Below are 19,215 nucleotides of genomic sequence, written 5' to 3' on the forward strand. Positions count from 1 at the left end.
AATGATTAATACAGTCTTGTTCATTTGTGAATAATTTGTTAAACTCGAATAAGGTCATACTACCTCCTAAATTGCATAAGTAGTATAACCTATATTTTATTACTTGTCAAGGGATACTTCCGATTAAATTTAACTCAAAGCTGCTCCAGTCAAAAGCTGAGCGTTGACGAATAGTAAAAACAGTATATTCTAAAAATAACATTAAAGTTATAAACCAATCATCTTCATTAAAAGTAATACTTTTATCAGGGTTAATGGTAGGGTTAAAAACATAACTTTGCACCCGTACATTATTTACTAAAATCATCAAAAAATACTTAACCATAAAACTTTTAGCGGTTTCATATTTACCTCACTATTATTTTGTTAGATTATTAATTCCACCTAAAATGAGCTATAAAAGCTTCTACCATAGGTTGGGTGTAGATAAAAAAAGCTTGAAAAAAGTTATAGTGCCCACTAGGAATAATAACACTTCTGCCCTGCTCAACGCCATTAAACGCTAACCTTACTAGTAGCGTAAGCTTATTAATACTTTCCATATTATAATTACCGTGTAAAACTAGGGCTACTTGGTTGAAAAGCTCTAAAAATTGTGTACCCTCACCGGTCGAAGAAAGTTTAAAGCTCTCCCAATTAAAAGCAGAGCGATTGAAGGTTATATAGCGAGTATAATCCCAAAAGATACTGGAAACTATCTGCCAATCATATATATTAAAAGTAATACTTTTATCGGGGTTAATAGTTGGGTTAAAAACATAGCTTTGCGCCTTTATATTGCTTGCTAAAACTAGCAAAAAAACACTTAACCATAAAACTTTTAGTTGTTTCATATTTACCTCGTTATTATTTTACTAAATTATATATGTTAAATAATGGTTTGTAAAGGGTGGTTTTATCTAAATAAATGCAACAAAAAACCGTTAATTAAATAGTTTTATAGTTATTTAATTAACGGTCATTTTATAATATACAAAAATTGCGGTTTAAGTGTTTTTTACTTATTTTGTTTACTGGGGCCGGCACCTAAACTGTTGCCCATATTATTAGCCATATTTTTTAGCGAGTTATCGCCTTCTTTAGGCTCGGGGTGATACTTTTGGTTGTATAAATGCACCAATAGTATTACAATGCCCATCATTAAATAAGCTATACTAAAGTTTTGGGCAGCATTTATTCCTAAGTTACCGGCATGGATAAAACCGAAAAATGATAAAACAACTTGTAAAGCAGCTACAATTACGGCCTTTATCAGCTTTTTATCGATGATAAAAATAACTATCATCGCCATAGTGGCCGCCGTCATTACATGGCCTTGACTCATAGCCAGCAGTGCAGGGTAAAAAATTTGGTTACTACCCAGTTGCGGCACTAAATTATTTAAAATGTAAGGGTTAGCAGGTGGTCCGGGTGGCCATAAGCCTTGCACAATACGCACCGCTTGTACCGAGTTTTGAATAATAGTAACTACCCAGCTGGAAAGCCAAAACATCATAGCTAAAATAATGGCCGGATAATGGTGCTTGGGCGAAGCCTGAAAGGCCTGCGAACCAATAGTGAGAGCAATAAAGATGAGTATGGCAAAAATAGCCTCTACCGGGATAAGGGCCATAAAGACAGGAATTAAGGCAAACCAAGTTACTATAAGTACAGCGATACCGGTTAATACCGAGTAACTGGTGCGGGCGCCCATCTCTTTGTAGCCGGGGTGGCCAATGTAAATGGTAGTAGGGAAGGGGCCGCCAATTAAAACGTCTACTATGGTAAGGGCACCATCGGAAAGCAGCGCCTCGCGCTCGGGGTAGTTGTCGCCCGCAGCGGCAGCGCTTTCAAGGTTATTAAGGGTGCCAATGGCGTTGGCAATGCCCAGCGGTATGGCCGAAATAAGAATGGGCGCTACCTCGATGGCGTGGCCACCAGCGCCAAATAGCGTGCGTAGGCCCTCCCAAAAAATACCTACAGCCGGATAAGGCATACCAAAACCCACACCGGCAAAAGAGGTTACTAAATTATCCCAGCTTTTAAAGCCGGTAATCCAACCGGTAGCTACCCCAAAAATCACCATCCATACGGCTACAGGCATTCCTAAAGGAAATTTCTTTTTGCCTAAAAAGCCCAGCACAGCAATACCAAGTCCTACAATACCAATGTAAGGCAAGCCCCACATTTGGGCGATAGGTGCCATAGCAATAAGGGTAAGCGAAAGACCGGCCGCATTACCTAGCATAGCGGCGCGTGGCATTTTAGAGCGAACGGTACGGGCAAAAGGAGCCACGACAATTTCGACAATCCCCTCTAAAAAACACCACGCTAAGGCTACACCCCAAGCCAGCATATAGTTACCGCCGGTGGCTAACATAACGGGGTTAGCAACTACAAAAGTTACGACAAACATATGGCCAACTGATGGGCCAAAGGGTAAGGCGCAAACTTCGGGGTTCCCAGTTTTTTTGGCGGTGCGTTTGGCAAACCAAGCCCAATAAAAGTTACCTAAGGCTACTCCTAGCCCTACAGCCGGTAACATACGGCCGACAACCAGATAGGCCGGTATACCAATACCTATCATTAAAGAGGCCATAACCATAAAATTTGTTACAATATTAACAAATAAACCCATAAAGCCGCTAAACTCATTTTTATTAAACAAGTTTTTAGATGATAACGCTAAATTCATATCTCCCTCCTAATTCAATTCTATTTAATAGCCAGCAAGGCTTTTTCAAAGACCTCTAAAGGCATATTTACTAATCCGGCACCCACTATGCCATGCCCGGCTATTTTATGGGCAATACCAGTGTTAATAATAGGTTCTATCCCCGTTTCTAACACCTTAAGCACATCTATGCCGGTAGGTGAGCCGATAAAATTTAAGGTAGGTATGGTATAACTTTGGCTTTCGCCTAAGGTAATTTTAGCCATATCTTGGGTAAATTTAATGGCATCTTGCACTGTGCCGCCTACCAATTGGGTCATCGGCAGGGCTGCTGCCATCGCAAAAGCGCCGATACCGGCGGTTTCGGTAATAGCCGAATCGCCCATGTCGGGGTTGGCATCTTCTTCGGTGTAACCGGGAAAATATTTACCACGCACCATTGGGGCTTTTACGGTAAACCACTGGTCGCCGGTACCGCTGGTTTGTATGCCAACTTCTGTGCCATTACGCGCCATTACCGTTACTAGGGTAGAGTGCTCTATGCCTTTAGCGGCATCCATCGTGGCTTTGCTGGCGGCCATTGCAAAATTTAAAAAGTACCAGTTGTTATGCAGCATAGTATAAGATAATTTAATTAAAACATCGTAAGGGGTGTTAGCCTTAGCCAGTTCCGGCATTAAAGTTTTCCAAAGTTGGCCGGTGGCGGCGATAAGCCTATTGTGGCAATCGTCGCCCATATGCAAAGCCTGAGCGATGATAGTGCGCAGGTTAATCCCTTCGCCGCGTACCTGTAAGGCTTTTTTCATAGTGGGTAACATAACATCACGTAAAAAGCGTAAGTTTTCTTGAGTATCTTCACCAAAGGCCCCAAAAGAAAAAGGCTTGCCTTTCCCCTCCGAGTTAAAAGGTGAGTAGGCTATATTGCCATTTTCTATGTTGGTAATAACAATAACCGGCATATTGGCCGAAAAAACACCTGTCATGGGGCCTACGGCATTTAAGTGGTGGCAAGGCACAAAGTTCATAGAAGGGGCTACCTTACGTGCTTCTTCCTCATTGGTTGCCTTACCTTCGTAGATAAGCGCGCCAATTACCGCACCCTGCATAGGGCCGCACATCTTCTCCCAAGTAACCGGCGGGCCGGCATGGGCGATAGTGTTGTCGGTAAAACCCGGTATAACGTCTTTGGCAAAACCTACATCGGTCCATGTGGGCTGGGCGGCTAATACCTTTGCTAAGGCTTTAGCATTGGCGGCATCAATTAAATCTTTTTTTTGCAGTACCAATTTAAGTTTATCATTTATCTCGGTTTTACCGCCGGCAGGAGGCCGCCAATCTAGCTGTACCACTTCTACATCGTTTTTTTGTAATTCTTGGGCAAAAATTTCTAGCCCGGCATTAATAACTTTAAGTTTTTCGTTAAGCAAATTGTTAGCCATTATGCACCCCCATTAATTTTGTTGATAATTTGCAAACTTAGCTCTGCGGCATATTGGTTAGATGGCAGTACAAAAATGCCAACCTCTTCTAATTTTTTTACTTGCCCACTCTTTACTTGCGGGTCATTTTCTGTGCCGGTTACACTGGCAATAACTATCTTATGATTTTTAATTTTGCCTTTAGCACTGGCTACAGCTTTGGCCAGCTCGCCGGCGGGGTCTTCGTGGCTGCCATAACCTAGTACCACATCGCACAAAATAACCGCTACATCATCATTTACAAAAGCCTCTTCGATAAAAGCTTTACGGTTGGTAGGGTCTATCATAGGGTGCAAAGCCCCGCGTGTATATTCATCATCACCTAAGTCGAGGATTTCGGCTTTTAGTCCCTTTAAGATGTGTTTAGCTTCGCTGGCTAAAGTGCCGCCGGTAAAGAGGCCTTTAATGGCTTTTTGGCCGGCTTCTAGTTTGGTTATATGTCCTAAAATATCTTCACGGCTTTCGCGTTGGTACAGGTGAATGGCTTCATCGGCTTTACTGACTTGGGACAAAGCAAGGGCCTTCGCCGCCGCCTCTTCGATGGTACCGGCCACATAAATGTTGTCTGCAATCTTTTGCGATTTTTCTCCCAAAAAAGCCAGTACAGCCGGTTTTTTAGCGGTTTTTACGGCTTCTATAACCTTTTGAGCTACCTCCTGTGCCGGTGGTTTAGAGATAATAGCAATAACTTTGGTGGCTTCATCTTTTTCCATAAGTTTTAAAGCCGCTAAGGTGGTGCGCGCCGCTACCTCTTTAGATAAATCGCGCCCGCCGGTGCCAATGGCGTGGGTAATGCCGGCACTAAAGTTATCTAGCAGCACCGTAAACTCTTGTGTGCCGGTGCCGCTAGCGCCAATCACCCCAATATCGCCCTTATTTATGTGGTTAGCAAAACATAGCGGTACACCGCCAATAATAGCCGTACCGCAATCGGGGCCCATTACTAATAAATCTTTGCTGATGGCATAATCTTTGATAGCTATCTCATCTTCTAGTAAGACATTATCACTAAACAACATAACATTTAAGCCTTGCGATAAAGCATTTAAAGTTTGCACTGCAGCATAAGTGCCCGGTACAGAGATAATAGCCAAATTTGCATCAAGCTGTTTTTTTGCTTGTTCAAAGGTGGCCGGTGCAGCTTCTTCGGTGCTTTCATTACTTACGTTAGCCGATGAAAGTATTTGCTTTTCAAATTGTTCAATAGCCTTTTCGCCCGTAGCGTTGTCGGCACTTTGTACAATAATCACCAAGTCATCGGCCTCTGCCGCCTCTACATCTTTATTCATTAAAGAGCCTTGCATACGGGTTTTTTTGTTTATCTCGGTGGCCATAAAAGCAAAGGCCTGCTCGATACCCGGTATATCTTTTATCTCTGAAGAGACCCGCATCAGTTTTAAGGAATCTTGATAAAACTTCTTTTTAATTTTTGTGAATATAGCCAAAGCTTTGCTTCTCCTTTGTTTTAAAAATAATATAAAATGCTATCTTTAAATACTAGCATAAATAAGTTAATTTGCAATGGTATTTTTACACAAAAAAATCCGCAAAAATTGTGGCTTTATAACAGTAAAGAGAGTTTAAGTAATTATTTATAACAAATCGTTTAACTTTAAAGCTATATTTAGCTCTAACTTAGTTTTATAGTTGGCTAAATCTATGCCAATAACTTCTTTAGTTATTCTTAACCTATTTATAATGGTGTTAGGATGCACCCTAAGTTTAGCGGCCGTTTGTTTTATGCTTTCTTCTTCTGCAAAAAAGGTTTTTAAGGTTAAATAGATTTCGGTTTTGTTAAGTTCATCATAGTTTTTAATTGAGCCTAACTTTTCTTGGGTAAATTGGCTTTTTAAGTATACATCTTCGGTACTTACAATAGATAACACCTGATAAAGGCCAAGCTCATTAAAGTTAACAATAGGGCCAAAATTAGGTAATTTTTCGGCTACTGCTAAAGTTTGTTTGGCTTGCTGTACAGCTTTATGAATACCTAAAATATCCGGCATAACATTACTTAAGGCTATTTTGCTAAATGGGCATATTTCGCGGTATTGTCGTAAGGTTTTATAAAGATTAGCCTGCTGCCGTTCTTGGTTTAATGATGGTACGATAATAAGCAATAACTCCGATAGTTCGGTTATAATAATTTCTTTTAGGCCTAAGTTTTCTGCTAAGGTATAAATTTTATCGGTTTCTAAATTATAGGCATGGCCTTCTATTTTTGGCAATTTTATTAGGGCAGCTATAAAATTTTCAGGAAGTTTAATAGAGTAGTGTTCGGTAATATCTTGTAATTGAGAGCCTGAGACAATTTTCTTATTTAATATTTCTTTAATAATCCGCGCTTCAGAGCTGCGTTTGGTTTCGCTATCTTTGCGCTGCCGTATTTTTTCTAAAACCGGGCTCAATATTTCAAAAAAAGAAATATCGGCAGGCAACTGTATAATGGGATAACTTAAAGTTTGAGCGGCGGTTATTAATTCTTGGGGTATTTGGTTATCACTCTCTGGGGATATAGCTAAGGCTAAAGCGCCCTTTTTAATAAGATTAGGGATTAACTCGGCTTGCCGTAATTTATCTTTTATTGGGTGCAGGGCAGTAATAATTAAATCGCCGGCTTTAACAAACCGTTCTATATCGGGGGTCGAGATGATATTAACAGAGGTAATTTTTTTATCAATACCCTCTAAGCCGGATACCATAATAGAGCCGGCCATTACAGGAAGCTCGAGCACCTCTTTAACGGTTATGTACATAGCTCTTCCTCCCAAGCGACAGCGGTTTCTTTTAAACCAAATAAGCAGCCTTTAAGTTCGTCTAACCCTGAGCTGGCTCCGTAATGCAGCTTTTTATACAAGGCTTTAGTCAGCTGCCTTTCATTTTTATTAAAGATGGCTAACAAAAAATTTTCGGTGTTAAAGCCCGGCTTATTATTTATAGCATATTTTAAGAAATGCCGGCTTATCTCGCCGGTTTTATGAATATTTTTACTAACTTTTTTTAAAGTTTCGGCTAAAAAAGGCGCTCTTTTATGGTACAACTGCTGTAAAAACCACATACCATAAAGCATACCAGCTAAAAAATCATCACCGGCCGGTGTTAAACCTTCGCCTAAACCGATATATTCTTCAGCCTTAAACAACTTTATACCGGCTGGCCACAGCATTTTACCGCTATCGTGCCTATCTAAGAAACTATTTATTTCGTTGCACTTTAAGATAATTTCTTTATAAGATAATTTATTTATCCCCTCCCAGCCGGTTAAACTTTGCCAAGTAGCTGCTTTATCTATACCTACTACTACAGGTATACTGGTTACATACATCACCTTGGGGGTAAAAACGACTTTGTCGCCTACTTTAGCCAAAGTATTTAAAGGTTTGTCTTTAAAAGCTACCGTGCATACGGCCTCCATAATGTCTATATCTTGGTAAAGCACGGTTAAAAGCTGGCCTTGCGGTAATTTTAGGTTAATAGCCCTTTCAAAAACACTATGCACCACTCCTGCCGAACCTTCTTGGCAGGCCTTAGCAAAATTTGTACCTTTAACTAGAGCATAAAGCATGCAGCCTCCTGTAAAGTTAGGTTATTAACTATTTTACATTATATGCTACAGGAAGACAAGCTAGGGGGCCAAAATATTTTTTTTGCGGATAACTTCTTTTTTTTTACGCGCTGGTCTTAAGCGCTTAGGTTTTTTACGGATATGTACATCGGGTTCTTTTACTTTAAGGCTAATGCCGGCTTCAGCATAAAGCAGGCTAGTGGCATCGGCAATATCGGTGTGCGGTAAGGCGATGGGCCTTAAGGCTAAACGTACCGTTTGTACTACTTCATTAAAGTTATCTTCTTTTAATTCGGTAGTTTGTTTAATATAGTCTTTTAATAAACAAAAAACCATATAAGCCCGGCTTTTATCTTCTTTTAAAGCAAGCTCTTTAAAAAAACTGTGCCGCGCCTTACCTAAACGGGTTAGATAGCTATCGATAGTAGGCAAAAAGTATTTAAGTAAATCGTAGTTGTAAAGCTCGTTTAAAATTTCGGCGGCATGGTTATTGGCTAATATCTTAAGCAGCTCTTCGCCAAGCCGCGAGTGCGAGCAATTTTTTAACAGCATAGCCTGCTCTTTAATAAGGTCGCGCAGTTTAGAACTAATTTTGCTGCCGGTAATAACACTGTATTTTACGGCACGCAACATACGCACCGGGTCTTCTCTAAAGATGCTTTCCAGCGGTAAAATGGGTTCGATAAGCCGTTTTTTTATGTCGCGCATAGCGCTATGAAAATCGATTAATTTTTCAGCAACCGGGTCGTAGTAAAGGGCGTTAAGGGTAAAATCACGCCGGGTAACATCTTCATCAAAGCTGCCGTAAACATTACGTTCGTGGCCGCCGGCCCTAAAGGTGGCTACTTCAAAAATTTTGCCGTTTATCACGACATGCACTAGCTTAAAACGTTTGCCAATAATACGGGCATATTTAAACAGCTTTTTAACTTGCTGCGGGTGGGCAGAGGTTACAATATCAAAATCTTTAGGGGTTATATCGCATAGTAAATCGCGGATAGCACCGCCTACAATGTAACTTTCGTAACCGGCTGTCTGCAAAATTTTACAAATTTCTACAGCATCACTATCAAAGCTGGCTTTGTTTAAATTATGTTCTGTTTGCGTATAAACATTAGCTTGTTTTATTAATTTACCATTATCATCTTTTTTGTATCTTGTTAGCACTTGTAAACCATATAATCTTTTTTAAAACTTCATTCATTTTACTTAAAAATTAAGCAAAGTCAATAGGGCCTGCTAAATAAATAATTCATTAAAAAATAAACCTCTTATTAAGATATAGATAATTTGCTGCTAATTGATAAAAGGCATTAAGCTACCCTTGCTTTTTACCGGCAAAAAAGCCTATAATATAAAAAAGATAATATTTTAAAGTATAAAGAACAAAAAGGAAACTAAAAAATGAAAAAAACTAAAATTGTTGCTACTATTGGCCCAGCCAGTGAGAATATCGATATTATGCGCGAAATGATTAAAGCCGGTATGAATGTAGCTAGGTTAAATTTTTCGCACGGCGATTATGCCGAGCAAGGGGCGCGCTTTAGCACTGTTCGCCAGCTTAGCAAAGAACTTAACCGTCCTATAGCTATTTTGCTTGATACTAAAGGGCCCGAAATACGCACCGGGAAATTTAAAGATGGAGTTATTACCATTGATGGCGACAACAAAAAGGTTATTTTAAAAGAAGGGCAAAGCTTTACTTTTTATAGCGAAGATAAACTAGGCGACCTAACCGGCTGTAGCGTTAGTTTTAAAGATTTACATAAAGCCGTAAAAGTAGGCAGCAATATTAAGGCTAACGATGGCTTAGTAAGCTTTACAGTTACCGCTATTAATGGCACTAATGTAGAATGTAAGGTTGATAACGATGGTTATATTGGCAACAATAAAAATATGAACTTACCCGGTATTGCTACCTCTATCCCTTTTTTAAGCGAAAAAGATAAAGAAGATATTCATTTTGGTATGGAGCAAGGCATGGATTATATTGCCGCCAGCTTTACCCGTACCGCCGCTGACATTCAAATTATTAGAGATATATTTAAAGCCGGCGGTAAAGAGCACATTAAAATTATTGCTAAAATAGAAAACCACGAGGGGCTTGACAATTTACCGGCCATTATAGAGGCCGCCGATGGTGTGATGGTGGCACGCGGCGACTTAGGAGTAGAGATACCCCAAGAAGACGTACCCGTTGCCCAACGCCGCATGATTAAAGAGTGCTTAAGCGCCGGTAAAATAGTTATTGTAGCAACCCAAATGTTACAAACTATGGAGAGTAATCCTCGCCCAACTCGTGCCGAGGTAAGCGATGTGGCCAATGCCGTATGGCTTGGGGCAACAGCTACGATGCTTTCGGGCGAATCGGCACAGGGGAAATATCCCGTAGAAAGTGTAAAAACTATGTCCGAAATAGCAGAGCGGGCTGAAAAATCGATTAATTACTGGGAAGAATTTTTTAGAGGCATTAAAATTAAAGAACCGCTATTGCAATCTAGCGCCGTTGGCCGTGCCGCCTGCGATTTAGCTGCCAGTTTAAATGCCAAAGCCATTTTAGTGCTTACTTACAGTGGTTATACAGCCCGCGAAGTAGCCCGCTTTAGACCGGCTTGCCCCATTATTGCCGAAACTCCTAAAGAAGAGGTTAAAAACCAGTTGGCTCTTTATTGGGGAGTAGAGGCATTTGTAGGTATTAAACAAGATGATGTTAAAGCCAGTATAAATAATGCTATCGAATTGGCCGTAAAAAATGGTTACATAGCGTTGGGCGATTTAATTATTATTACTTCAGGTTTTCCTGCCGGTAAAACGAACCATACTAACCTTATTAAAGTGCATAAAGTTGGTGATGAAGTTTTATAGCAGCGTTAACCCTGCTTAATTAAGAAGTAAAAATTAAAAGATTAGGAAAAAAAGATATAAATGGATAAAAAAGTAGCCCTTATCACCGGTGCTAATAGCGGTATTGGTTTAGCTACCGCCGTAGAATTAGCTAAACAGGGTATATACGTAGTGTTAATGTGCCGTGATAAAACACGCGGCGAAAAGGCCTTAGCGTATGTACTAGCTCAAAGTGGTGGTGAGGCTACTTTAATGTTGGCCGATTTAGCCGACCTAGCCGGTATAAAAGCCTTTGCCGATGAATTTAAAACCAAATTTACTCGCCTTGATATTTTAATTAACAATGCCGGTCTTATCACCAAAGAGCGTAAGTTTAGCAAACAGGGCCACGAGCTGCAATTTGCCGTTAATCACTTAGGTCATTTTTTACTAACAAAATTATTACAGCCCCTCCTAAAAGACACGAGCGGTTCACGTATCGTGGTGGTATCCTCGATGGCGCACCGTTATGGTTATCTTGATTTAACCGATTTAGAGTTAGAGAAGGGTTATAAAAGTATGGCGGCCTACGGCCGTAGTAAATTGTGCAACATCTTATTTACCATCGAATTAGCTAAACAATTAAAAGATACCACTACTACCGTAAATTGCCTGCACCCCGGCGTGGTAAGTACGCAGTTACTGGGTAATATCGCCGGCGGCACAGATGGTCATAAGGCCAGCCCTATTAAATTTTTGTTAAATTTAATATTTTTAAGCCCTTTAAAAGGGGCGGCTACCACTATTTACCTTGCCACTAGCTCTGAGGTGGCTGCGGTAAGCGGCCTATACTTTGATAAATGCAAACCTAAAAAAACTACCGGTAAACAAGCCGGCGATGAGCAGCTGGCTGCCGATTTATGGCAGGTGAGTGAAAAATTGGTGGAAAGTTATTGATAATTTATAGCTGATAATTAAGCAAACGGTTGTTGTAACAAGTTGTCTTTAATTATCGGTTGTTAGTTTTCAACTAAAAACCACCCCGCAGGGTGGTTTTTTATCCGCCCCCAGCGCGACTCGAACGCACGACCTATTGCTTAGAAGGCAATTGCTCTATCCAGCTGAGCTATAGGGGCTAGTGGTAGTAATTTAGCACAGTTTACAGGTTTTGACAAGAGGCAGTTCGTTTGCTAATAAGCGTTAATATTAGGGTTTAGCCGTGTAGTGCTATTAAAGCCTATAATATTTTGAGTAGTTACTCCGCTCTCGGCTATCCAAAGAGCAGTTAATAGGGTAAGCCCGCTTATATCTAAAACCGTTAATCTGTTGTTGTTTAAATTCAAATATCTTAAATTGGTAAGCCTGCTTACATCAATATGAGTTAACCTGTTATTATTGGCACGAAGTGTAGCTAATTGAGTAAGGTTACCTACCTCAAGTGTAGTAAACCTGTTGTCGGATACATTAAGCCAAGTTAAATTAACAAGCCTGCTTAAATCTAGGTTGGCTAAATTGTTATGGCTTACATGAAGGCCGGTTAAACGAGTATTATTACTTAAATCTAAACTAGCTATTCTATTTCTATCTACACTAAGGTAATCTAAATTAATAAGGTTTCTGGTATTAAGTCCGGTTAATTGGTTACCACCTGCCCAGAGGGTAGTTAAACGGGTTAATCTGCTTACATCAAGGGTAGATAAGCGGTTACCATTTATTCCAAGCCTAACAAGCCCAGTAAGATTATTAACGTTTATATGGTTTAATCGGTTACTACTTGCATGAAGTTCGGTTAAATTGATAAGATTATTGACCTCTAAGGTTGTTAGCCTGTTACCCACCACATTAAGAAAAGTTAAATTAGTAAGAGAGTTTATATTAATGTGAGTTAATTGATTATTCATAACATTAAGGTTTGTTAAGTTGGTAAGGGTGTTTATATTAAGGCTGGTAAGGTCATTAAAACTAAAATCAAGAGCAGTAAGGCCTGTTAAATATTCTATACCGGCGGCATTGCTAATTTTTTCACCGGTAAACCGTCTTATTGCTCCGTCTCTTATGCTTTGTCTGGCTGTAAATTCGCCGGTAATACCAGCCAGTGCATTACTTAAAGCTTGACCAGTTAAAGCGGCGCTTCGTCCTAATCTTTCGGTTACACTTGCACGCAAAGATTCATCGGGAAATAAGCTTTCTAAAGTAGCATTAGTCGGCACCGGCAACCCTTGCCCATAAGTGCCATTTAAACCCACTAACATTAAGATTAATTTAACTATAAATGCCTTTTTCATTATGCCGCTCCGTACCACAAAATAGCATATTTTTGTAATTTATGAAAGCGAGTAGTTTCATTGTTTTTAGTTGCGGCTTGATACGTTTAATGTTTTGCTAATTATTCATTTATAAATACCACATATTTTTACTAAATTACTTAGATACCTTACGGCCTTCTTGTAATGGCATAGGCATCCCTTATCCACTTTCCACTCTTAAATAATATATTAATATAAATATATTTATCATTATTTATGTTTAATAGCAATTTATAAAATTTTTCATTTTTTATAACAATTTTCGATTTGTATTATAAATAGTAAATAATCAATAAAACTTTAAAATGATGGTGTTATAATACTTTTTTGTTATAAAGGGTTATTTTCTTGTAATTCATTATGTTGTAAGTACTTGTATTGACATAAATTGAATTATAGTTTAGGCTTAAGCAAAGTTTAATGCAAATGATAAAGGAGAGATAAAAATGAAGAAATGGTCAAAATTTTTGGTGCTTTTATTAGCTATTTTTGCCCTTGCTGCGTGTGGCGGTGGAAAGAGCAGTGGCGATAACACTGATATTACTCCCCCTGTTAGTGGTACATGGTGGGAGAATGCCGATTTTACCAACCATAGTAGTGCTAATGCTATTAGGTTTAGGAATGATACCGACGAAGATGTTTGGGTTTTTATTAACAGTGTGGCTCAAAATAACCTTATTGGTGGGGTAAGGGCCGGCGACCAAAACGCGGGTTTAATTGCCAATTTACCAACCAACCCAAGCGCTTTTCCATTGGTTTTTGTTACACGCGGCCAGCTACAAGAAAATGGTAGTAACTTAGCGGCTATTAATGCCCGCCCGTTTGGTAGGGTGCATGGCTTTTTTAACCCTAATAGCGACCCAACCGCTCCGCGCGAGGTTTATACTATTAGCGGCCATTTAGGTGGCAGCCACCGTTTAATGATTACCGACCCGGACAGCCGTAATGTTGAGGTGCGTGTAGGAGGTAGAGGCGGGCCAACCTTAGGTTATTTAAGCAGTAACATGAACAGTGTTACTTTGCATGTAGAGCCCGGCGACTACGACCTTTTCCCGGTAATTCGTATTTTTAATAGTGTACTGGGCCGTTTAAACACCATTCATCCTATTAGCCCCATTACCGGTAACTCGTTGTTTCAATCTATTAACATTAGTAACGCTAACAATCTTTACACTTTTGATGCTCGTAATTTGCTTGCTCTTATGGACGATAGCAATATAACTAGCGGAGTGGCTTGGCTGTATATTAATAATACCAGTGCCGGTGCAGTGCAAATAATTGATGGTCAGCAAGTTGTAATAGATTCTGTGGGTAATAGGTTAATTAATGCTAACCAAACCCGTACCTTCCATGTAGATATGACATCGGGTGCTGGCGGTAACGATTTTCTTCCAAGTCGGGCTGTAACTTACCGCATAGGGCCAACAGGGCAAGAAGTGCCAATAGAATTTATTGATGCGACTGGTTTGACGCATTTAGAGGGTACGCCAATACCGTTGGATAGAGACTATATGTATACCGTAAGGGTTACAGGTAACCATAACCTTGGTACCTTAAGGGCAGTAATTGATTTAAGAGAGATTCCTGCGCGCCGCATTACTTTAGCGGATTTACAACAGTAGTTAAATTTTTACTAAAAATAAACAGTTGGTAGTTTAGTTAAACTACCAACTGTTAGCTGTAATGGTAGGTGTGATGAAAATAAAAAAAATATTAACAATAATTTTAATGTTAGTTTTAGTGATAGTTCTTACTGCTTGTTCCGACAAAAGCAGTACTGATGACGGCACCGGTGATAATGGCGCCGGCGGCACACAAGTGGCGCAGCTTATTATTGATAACAGGCAAAACCCTATTCCCGTTAGTATATATTCTTCGTGGGATAGAATTGCCGAAAACCGCCTTATTAACCAGCTAGAGGGCGGCAGGCAATCGGCAACCATTAGTTTTGGAGCCTTTCCACAGGGTTTTGTTTTTTACCCCACCTATTTTGTGCGCATAGATGGCCACACTTTTGTCATTAGCCCACAGCATGGCAATGTCGATTTACCTGTGCCGGCCAATACCATCACTACGGTTACCGTTAGGCCGCTCTCATCACTTTTTACACGTAACCAATCTTTAACTAATAATAGTTACTTACGTATTGTTAATGAGGGCTTTACCACTATTAGGTTAGTAAGCGGCAGTGTAATTATTAGCGAACTAGCCCCCAGCGAAAGTGCTGTTATTAATGTGCATACTGGCCCAGCGGCCAATTATCATTTGCTGGTAACCGAAGGCGGTGAGCAAATATTTAACTTGCCTGCCCTTACCTTTACAGCAGGGCAGTTTACTATTATGGAATTTAATGGAGTAAATATCAACCACTTAAGAACTACCGCTATTGTTTTGGCCAATGCCGAGTGGTTTTAGTTTAATATAATAAGGAGACAAAAAATGAAAAAATTAATGATGTTAATTATAGCTTTAACTATAGTTTTAGCCGGGTGTAGTCTTTTTTCACTACCAAAAGCAACTTTAACTATAGAAAACCGTTCGTCTTACGAATTAATTAATGTAACGGTAAACGGCATTTCTTTTGGCAGTATTCCCTCTGGCAGAAGCGTAAGCCGAGATAGCCCTAAAAGTGGTTACAGTATTTCAGGTTATATTTATTTTAATTTGGCAATAAACTCCATAGCTTTATTCACTAACCAACAGGTAGCAGTATCAGAGGATAGCAGCGGTACTTTTACTTTTACCGACACTACTATGGTTCGTTCTTCTAATGCTGTTCCAGCAAATACGCTTGCTTCTTTTGCTACAGAAGATTAGTAGGAGGAAAAATGAAAAATGTTTTAATAGCGCTAATAACCCTATTTTTGCTGGGCTGTAATACGAGTGGTGATGACTTATTAGATATACCCGGTGTGGATAATAGGCCGGGTGGTAATAACGCTACCACCCTCACCATTCAAAACGAATCGGGCCATACCGTAACCAACGTGATGTGGAATAACGTTGATTTTGGCACCATTAGCCCCGGCCGCAGCGAAACACGGCTTGTTACCGCCGGCAGCGGTTTTGTACGTATGCGGCCAAGTAATAACCCTTATAATTTAAGAACAGAGGCCCAGTTGCATGTTACGGCGGGCCAGCAACAGCAGCTTGTGCTTAACAATAACATGCGCATACTGCGCGAGCTGGATAACACGGGCCACACTTTGCATAATATAGCGAACACACACTTTAATACCCAAATTGGCGGTACTGGGCCCGGTGGCGGCACAATATTTTTTGCGCAAGGTGGAACGTTTAGGGAAGTGAGCGGGGAACTTGGCACATTTACTACCTCTTGGGATAGTGGAAGTCAAGCTGTAAGAGCGGCTAGCAATTTAAGGGCTGGTGGCTTTGATGATTGGCAACTGCCTAATAGTGGTGATATGCAATTACTGTATGATAATTTGCATAGAAGAGGACTTGGCGATTTTGCAAGTTCCACAATTTCAACCGATAGATACTGGAGCAGCAGTTTTACAGGTTCAAGCTTTAATTTTCAAACTGGTGGTTGGGTAAACACCAGCATGAATAGTTTACAGCGTGTTCGCGCGGTACGGGAATTTTCAGTTAATTAAGTAGTTGCCTTTATATTCCTAATAGTGTTATCTTTAAAATAAAAATACCTATTAGGAATAACTATAATGAACTTTGAAAAGCTCACCCTAAAAACCCAAGAAGCCGTGCAAAGTGCTGTTACTATGGCGCAAAAGCGGCAAAATAGCGAAATTACTCCCAGCCATTTATTAATAGCCCTTATAGCGCAGGAAAATGGCATTGTCCCGGCCCTGCTTGATAGCATGGCTATTCATAACCAAACTCTGCTACTTAAAGTAGAGGATTTGCTTAACAAATTGCCGCGTATTAGCGGCACAGCCGGCCAGCCCAGCTTAAACAGCGAGCTAAACAAAGTTTTTGCCGATGCCGATGACGAACGCCTTAAGCTAAAAGATAACTACATTAGCGGTGAGCATTTATTGTTGGCTTTGCTTAAAGCCCCATCACTTGTCAAATTGTTTAAAGAGTTAAATATTGATAATAACAAAATATTAACGGCTATGCAAAGCGTGCGCGGGCAAAATAAGGTGGATAGCCCAGAGGCCGAAGAACGTTACCAAGCCCTTAAAAAATATTGCCGCGATTTAACCCAGCTGGCAAAACAATCAAAGCTTGACCCGGTGATTGGCCGTGATGAAGAAATTAGGCGCACCATGCAGGTGTTGGCCCGCCGTACCAAAAATAACCCGGTTATTATTGGTGAGCCCGGCGTGGGTAAAACCGCCATTGTAGAGGGGTTGGCACGGCGGATTATCGCCGGTGATGTGCCGGAAAGTTTACGCGGCAAAACTTTGTTGGCCCTCGATATGGGCGCGCTGGTGGCTGGGGCGAAATATCGTGGCGAATTTGAAGAAAGGCTTAAAGCCGTGATTAACGAAATTGTAGCCAGCGAAGGGCAAATCCTCATTTTTATTGATGAGCTACATACCTTAGTAGGTGCAGGCGCTAGTGAGGGCAGCACCGATGCCGGCAACCTCCTTAAACCTGCTCTTTCACGCGGTGAGCTGCACACCATCGGGGCCACTACCCTTGATGAATACCGTAAATACATCGAAAAAGACGCCGCCCTCGAGCGCCGCTTTCAGCCGGTCTATGCTAATGAGCCTAGTGTGGGCGATACCATCAGTATCTTGCGCGGCCTGCGCGAACGTTATGAAAACCATCATGGCGTACGTATTACCGATGAAGCTTTGGTGGCCGCAGCAACTTTGAGTAACCGCTACATCACCAATCGTTTTATGCCCGATAAAGCTATCGATTTAATCGATGAAGCCGCCAGCCGCCTCAAAATGCAGATAGAAAGCCAGCCCGAAGAGCTGGATAAGCTGGAACGCCGCCTTTTACAGCTGAACATTGAAAAGCAAAGTTTAGATAGAGAAAAAGACAAAGCTAGCCTTGAACGTAAAGAGGTGTTGCTCAAAGAAATATCGGGCTTACAGAACGAGCGAGATACCTTACAGCTACGCTGGCAAAATGAAAAGAGTAAGATAGAGGCCATTCAAAAGGCCAAGCGTGAGCTGGAGGAACTTAACAACCTAGAGGCTCAGTACAGCCGTGAGGGAAATTTAGAAAAAGCCGCCGAAATTAAATATGCTAAAATTCCTGCTGTTAATGGGAAATTAGCAGCTTTAGCGGAGGAGCTAGGTAACTTACAAAAAGCCAGTCCTATGTTACGAGAAGAAGTGAGCGAAGAAGACATTGCTTTAGTGGTGGCTACATGGACCGGCATACCAGTGGGTAAAATGCTGGCCAGCGATAAAGAACGCTATATTCAGTTGGAGAGTATTTTAGCTAAAAAGGTCATTGGTCAAAAAAAGGCGGTAGAGGCGGTAGCCAACGCCATACGCCGTAACCGCAGTGGTCTTGCCGACGAAAACCGACCTATGGGCAGCTTTTTATTTTTGGGGCCAACCGGCGTGGGAAAGACCGAGCTGGCCAAAACATTAGCCGGCTTTTTGTTTGATGACGAACGTGCCCTTACCCGTATCGATATGAGCGAATACATGGAAAAGCACGCCGTTAGCCGTCTGATTGGAGCGCCGCCCGGTTATGTGGGTTACGATGAAGGCGGCCAGCTTACCGAAGCGGTGCGCCGCCGCCCTTACAGTGTTATTTTGTTTGATGAAATTGAAAAAGCCCACAGTGATGTGTTTAACATTATGCTGCAGCTGCTTGATGATGGCCGCCTTACCGACAGCGCAGGCCGGGTGGTAGATTTTAAAAACACCATCATTATTATGACTAGTAACATTGGCAGCCACTTTTTATTGGAGGCCGCCGACCCTGAAAGTGTGCACGAGCAAATAGATGGACTGTTAAAGCAGCACTTTAAGCCCGAATTTTTAAACCGTATTGACGAAACCATTTTGTTTCATAAATTAAACGAAAGCGATATTAGACTTATTGCCGAAATTCAGCTAAGCAGCCTGCGTAACCGTTTAGAGGCTAAGGGTTTTAAACTGGAGGTGAGTGATGAAGCTTTAACTTTTATTACCACAGCAGGCTTTAACAGCGCTTTTGGTGCTAGGCCGCTTAAACGCGCTATACAAACTTTATTAGAAAATCCGTTAGCTAAAAAGCTGCTGGAAGGAAATTTTATGGCGGGTGATACCGTTAAGGTAAGCGTGGAGAATGACGAGTTGAAAATTGAAAGGTGAAAACTTTTCTGTTATTGCTGTATATGTTAAGCTATTCGAGGACAAGCTATAATGAAAGAAGGAGAAAGTTATGGCAGGTTCAAGGAATGAAATAGGGACACTAAACTCTTTAACGAAAGGGTTTATTCGTAACACA

General features: G+C 40.8%; 16 protein-coding genes and 1 tRNA gene. 7 read left to right on the forward strand and 10 right to left on the reverse strand.

Annotated elements, in window-relative coordinates:
- Positions 1 to 106: 106 nt before the first annotated feature.
- From FWE37_04860 to pcnB, 8 genes are all read right to left on the reverse strand, one after another.
- Positions 107 to 325 carry a hypothetical protein gene (locus tag FWE37_04860; GenBank protein ID MCL2520315.1) on the reverse strand — a complete coding sequence of 73 codons (219 nt, stop codon included), beginning with the start codon at positions 323 to 325 and terminating at the stop codon, positions 107 to 109.
- A 49-nt stretch (positions 326 to 374) separates the two neighbouring features.
- Positions 375 to 833, reverse strand: a complete 459-nt coding sequence (locus FWE37_04865; GenBank protein ID MCL2520316.1) for a hypothetical protein — start codon at positions 831 to 833, stop codon at positions 375 to 377.
- Positions 834 to 997: 164 nt separating this feature from the next.
- Positions 998 to 2,674, reverse strand: a complete 1,677-nt coding sequence (locus FWE37_04870) for a hypothetical protein (protein MCL2520317.1) — start codon at positions 2,672 to 2,674, stop codon at positions 998 to 1,000.
- Between the two features lie 20 nt (positions 2,675 to 2,694).
- Complete coding sequence (locus tag FWE37_04875) at positions 2,695 to 4,092, reverse strand: DUF1116 domain-containing protein (GenBank protein ID MCL2520318.1); 1,398 nt, start codon at positions 4,090 to 4,092, stop codon at positions 2,695 to 2,697.
- Positions 4,092 to 5,576, reverse strand: coding sequence for an acyl-CoA synthetase FdrA (fdrA, locus tag FWE37_04880; GenBank protein MCL2520319.1), 1,485 nt, complete (start codon positions 5,574 to 5,576; stop codon positions 4,092 to 4,094). Before fdrA ends, FWE37_04875 begins: the two co-directional genes overlap by 1 nt.
- A gap of 147 nt (positions 5,577 to 5,723) precedes the next feature.
- Complete coding sequence (locus tag FWE37_04885; protein ID MCL2520320.1) at positions 5,724 to 6,887, reverse strand: PucR family transcriptional regulator ligand-binding domain-containing protein; 1,164 nt, start codon at positions 6,885 to 6,887, stop codon at positions 5,724 to 5,726.
- Entirely contained in the window at positions 6,878 to 7,696 is an 819-nt protein-coding gene (locus FWE37_04890) for a DUF2877 domain-containing protein (GenBank protein MCL2520321.1), read from the reverse strand. Before FWE37_04890 ends, FWE37_04885 begins: the two co-directional genes overlap by 10 nt.
- A 60-nt stretch (positions 7,697 to 7,756) precedes the next feature.
- Positions 7,757 to 8,863: a polynucleotide adenylyltransferase PcnB gene (gene pcnB / locus FWE37_04895; protein ID MCL2520322.1), complete on the reverse strand. Its 1,107-nt coding sequence runs from the start codon at positions 8,861 to 8,863 to the stop codon at positions 7,757 to 7,759.
- Between the two features lie 237 nt (positions 8,864 to 9,100).
- Between pcnB and pyk the strand changes: the two genes are divergently transcribed.
- A complete protein-coding gene (gene pyk / locus FWE37_04900; GenBank protein MCL2520323.1) occupies positions 9,101 to 10,561 on the forward strand; it encodes a pyruvate kinase in 1,461 nt (486 codons plus the stop codon).
- A 60-nt stretch (positions 10,562 to 10,621) separates the two neighbouring features.
- Positions 10,622 to 11,476: an SDR family oxidoreductase gene (locus FWE37_04905; GenBank protein MCL2520324.1), complete on the forward strand. Its 855-nt coding sequence runs from the start codon at positions 10,622 to 10,624 to the stop codon at positions 11,474 to 11,476.
- Between the two features lie 105 nt (positions 11,477 to 11,581).
- Here FWE37_04905 and FWE37_04910 read toward each other — a convergent pair.
- Positions 11,582 to 11,655 (reverse strand) — tRNA-Arg (locus FWE37_04910).
- A gap of 54 nt (positions 11,656 to 11,709) precedes the next feature.
- On the reverse strand, positions 11,710 to 12,804 hold the full coding sequence (locus FWE37_04915) for a hypothetical protein (GenBank protein ID MCL2520325.1): 1,095 nt from the start codon (positions 12,802 to 12,804) through the stop codon (positions 11,710 to 11,712).
- A 467-nt stretch (positions 12,805 to 13,271) separates the two neighbouring features.
- Here FWE37_04915 and FWE37_04920 point away from each other — a divergent pair, with 467 nt between their 5' ends.
- The 5 genes from FWE37_04920 to clpB all read left to right on the forward strand — a co-directional run bounded on the left by FWE37_04920 (position 13,272) and on the right by clpB (position 19,079).
- A complete protein-coding gene (locus FWE37_04920; GenBank protein ID MCL2520326.1) occupies positions 13,272 to 14,447 on the forward strand; it encodes a hypothetical protein in 1,176 nt (391 codons plus the stop codon).
- A gap of 70 nt (positions 14,448 to 14,517) precedes the next feature.
- Complete coding sequence (locus tag FWE37_04925) at positions 14,518 to 15,240, forward strand: hypothetical protein (GenBank protein ID MCL2520327.1); 723 nt, start codon at positions 14,518 to 14,520, stop codon at positions 15,238 to 15,240.
- Between the two features lie 24 nt (positions 15,241 to 15,264).
- Positions 15,265 to 15,642, forward strand: coding sequence for a hypothetical protein (locus FWE37_04930; GenBank protein ID MCL2520328.1), 378 nt, complete (start codon positions 15,265 to 15,267; stop codon positions 15,640 to 15,642).
- Between the two features lie 11 nt (positions 15,643 to 15,653).
- The gene (locus FWE37_04935) at positions 15,654 to 16,442 is read left to right on the forward strand and encodes a DUF1566 domain-containing protein (GenBank protein ID MCL2520329.1); all 789 of its coding nucleotides are present in this window, start codon (positions 15,654 to 15,656) and stop codon (positions 16,440 to 16,442) included.
- A gap of 66 nt (positions 16,443 to 16,508) precedes the next feature.
- A complete protein-coding gene (gene clpB / locus FWE37_04940; GenBank protein MCL2520330.1) occupies positions 16,509 to 19,079 on the forward strand; it encodes an ATP-dependent chaperone ClpB in 2,571 nt (856 codons plus the stop codon).
- Positions 19,080 to 19,215: the final 136 nt, after the last annotated feature.

This window comes from Spirochaetaceae bacterium, from assembly GCA_009784515.1.
Classification (GTDB): domain Bacteria; phylum Spirochaetota; class Spirochaetia; order WRBN01; family WRBN01; genus WRBN01.

Coding starts and splice junctions, on each gene's coding strand:
- FWE37_04865 (MCL2520316.1), bottom strand. CDS start 833: ATGAAACAACTAAAAGTTTTATGGTTAAGTGTTTTTTTGCTAGTTTTA.
- pyk (MCL2520323.1), top strand. CDS start 9,101: ATGAAAAAAACTAAAATTGTTGCTACTATTGGCCCAGCCAGTGAGAAT.
- clpB (MCL2520330.1), top strand. CDS start 16,509: ATGAACTTTGAAAAGCTCACCCTAAAAACCCAAGAAGCCGTGCAAAGT.
- FWE37_04935 (MCL2520329.1), top strand. CDS start 15,654: ATGAAAAATGTTTTAATAGCGCTAATAACCCTATTTTTGCTGGGCTGT.
- FWE37_04930 (MCL2520328.1), top strand. CDS start 15,265: ATGAAAAAATTAATGATGTTAATTATAGCTTTAACTATAGTTTTAGCC.
- FWE37_04870 (MCL2520317.1), bottom strand. CDS start 2,674: ATGAATTTAGCGTTATCATCTAAAAACTTGTTTAATAAAAATGAGTTT.
- FWE37_04905 (MCL2520324.1), top strand. CDS start 10,622: ATGGATAAAAAAGTAGCCCTTATCACCGGTGCTAATAGCGGTATTGGT.
- FWE37_04920 (MCL2520326.1), top strand. CDS start 13,272: ATGAAGAAATGGTCAAAATTTTTGGTGCTTTTATTAGCTATTTTTGCC.
- FWE37_04890 (MCL2520321.1), bottom strand. CDS start 7,696: ATGCTTTATGCTCTAGTTAAAGGTACAAATTTTGCTAAGGCCTGCCAA.
- FWE37_04885 (MCL2520320.1), bottom strand. CDS start 6,887: ATGTACATAACCGTTAAAGAGGTGCTCGAGCTTCCTGTAATGGCCGGC.
- FWE37_04875 (MCL2520318.1), bottom strand. CDS start 4,092: ATGGCTAACAATTTGCTTAACGAAAAACTTAAAGTTATTAATGCCGGG.
- FWE37_04915 (MCL2520325.1), bottom strand. CDS start 12,804: ATGAAAAAGGCATTTATAGTTAAATTAATCTTAATGTTAGTGGGTTTA.
- FWE37_04860 (MCL2520315.1), bottom strand. CDS start 325: ATGGTTAAGTATTTTTTGATGATTTTAGTAAATAATGTACGGGTGCAA.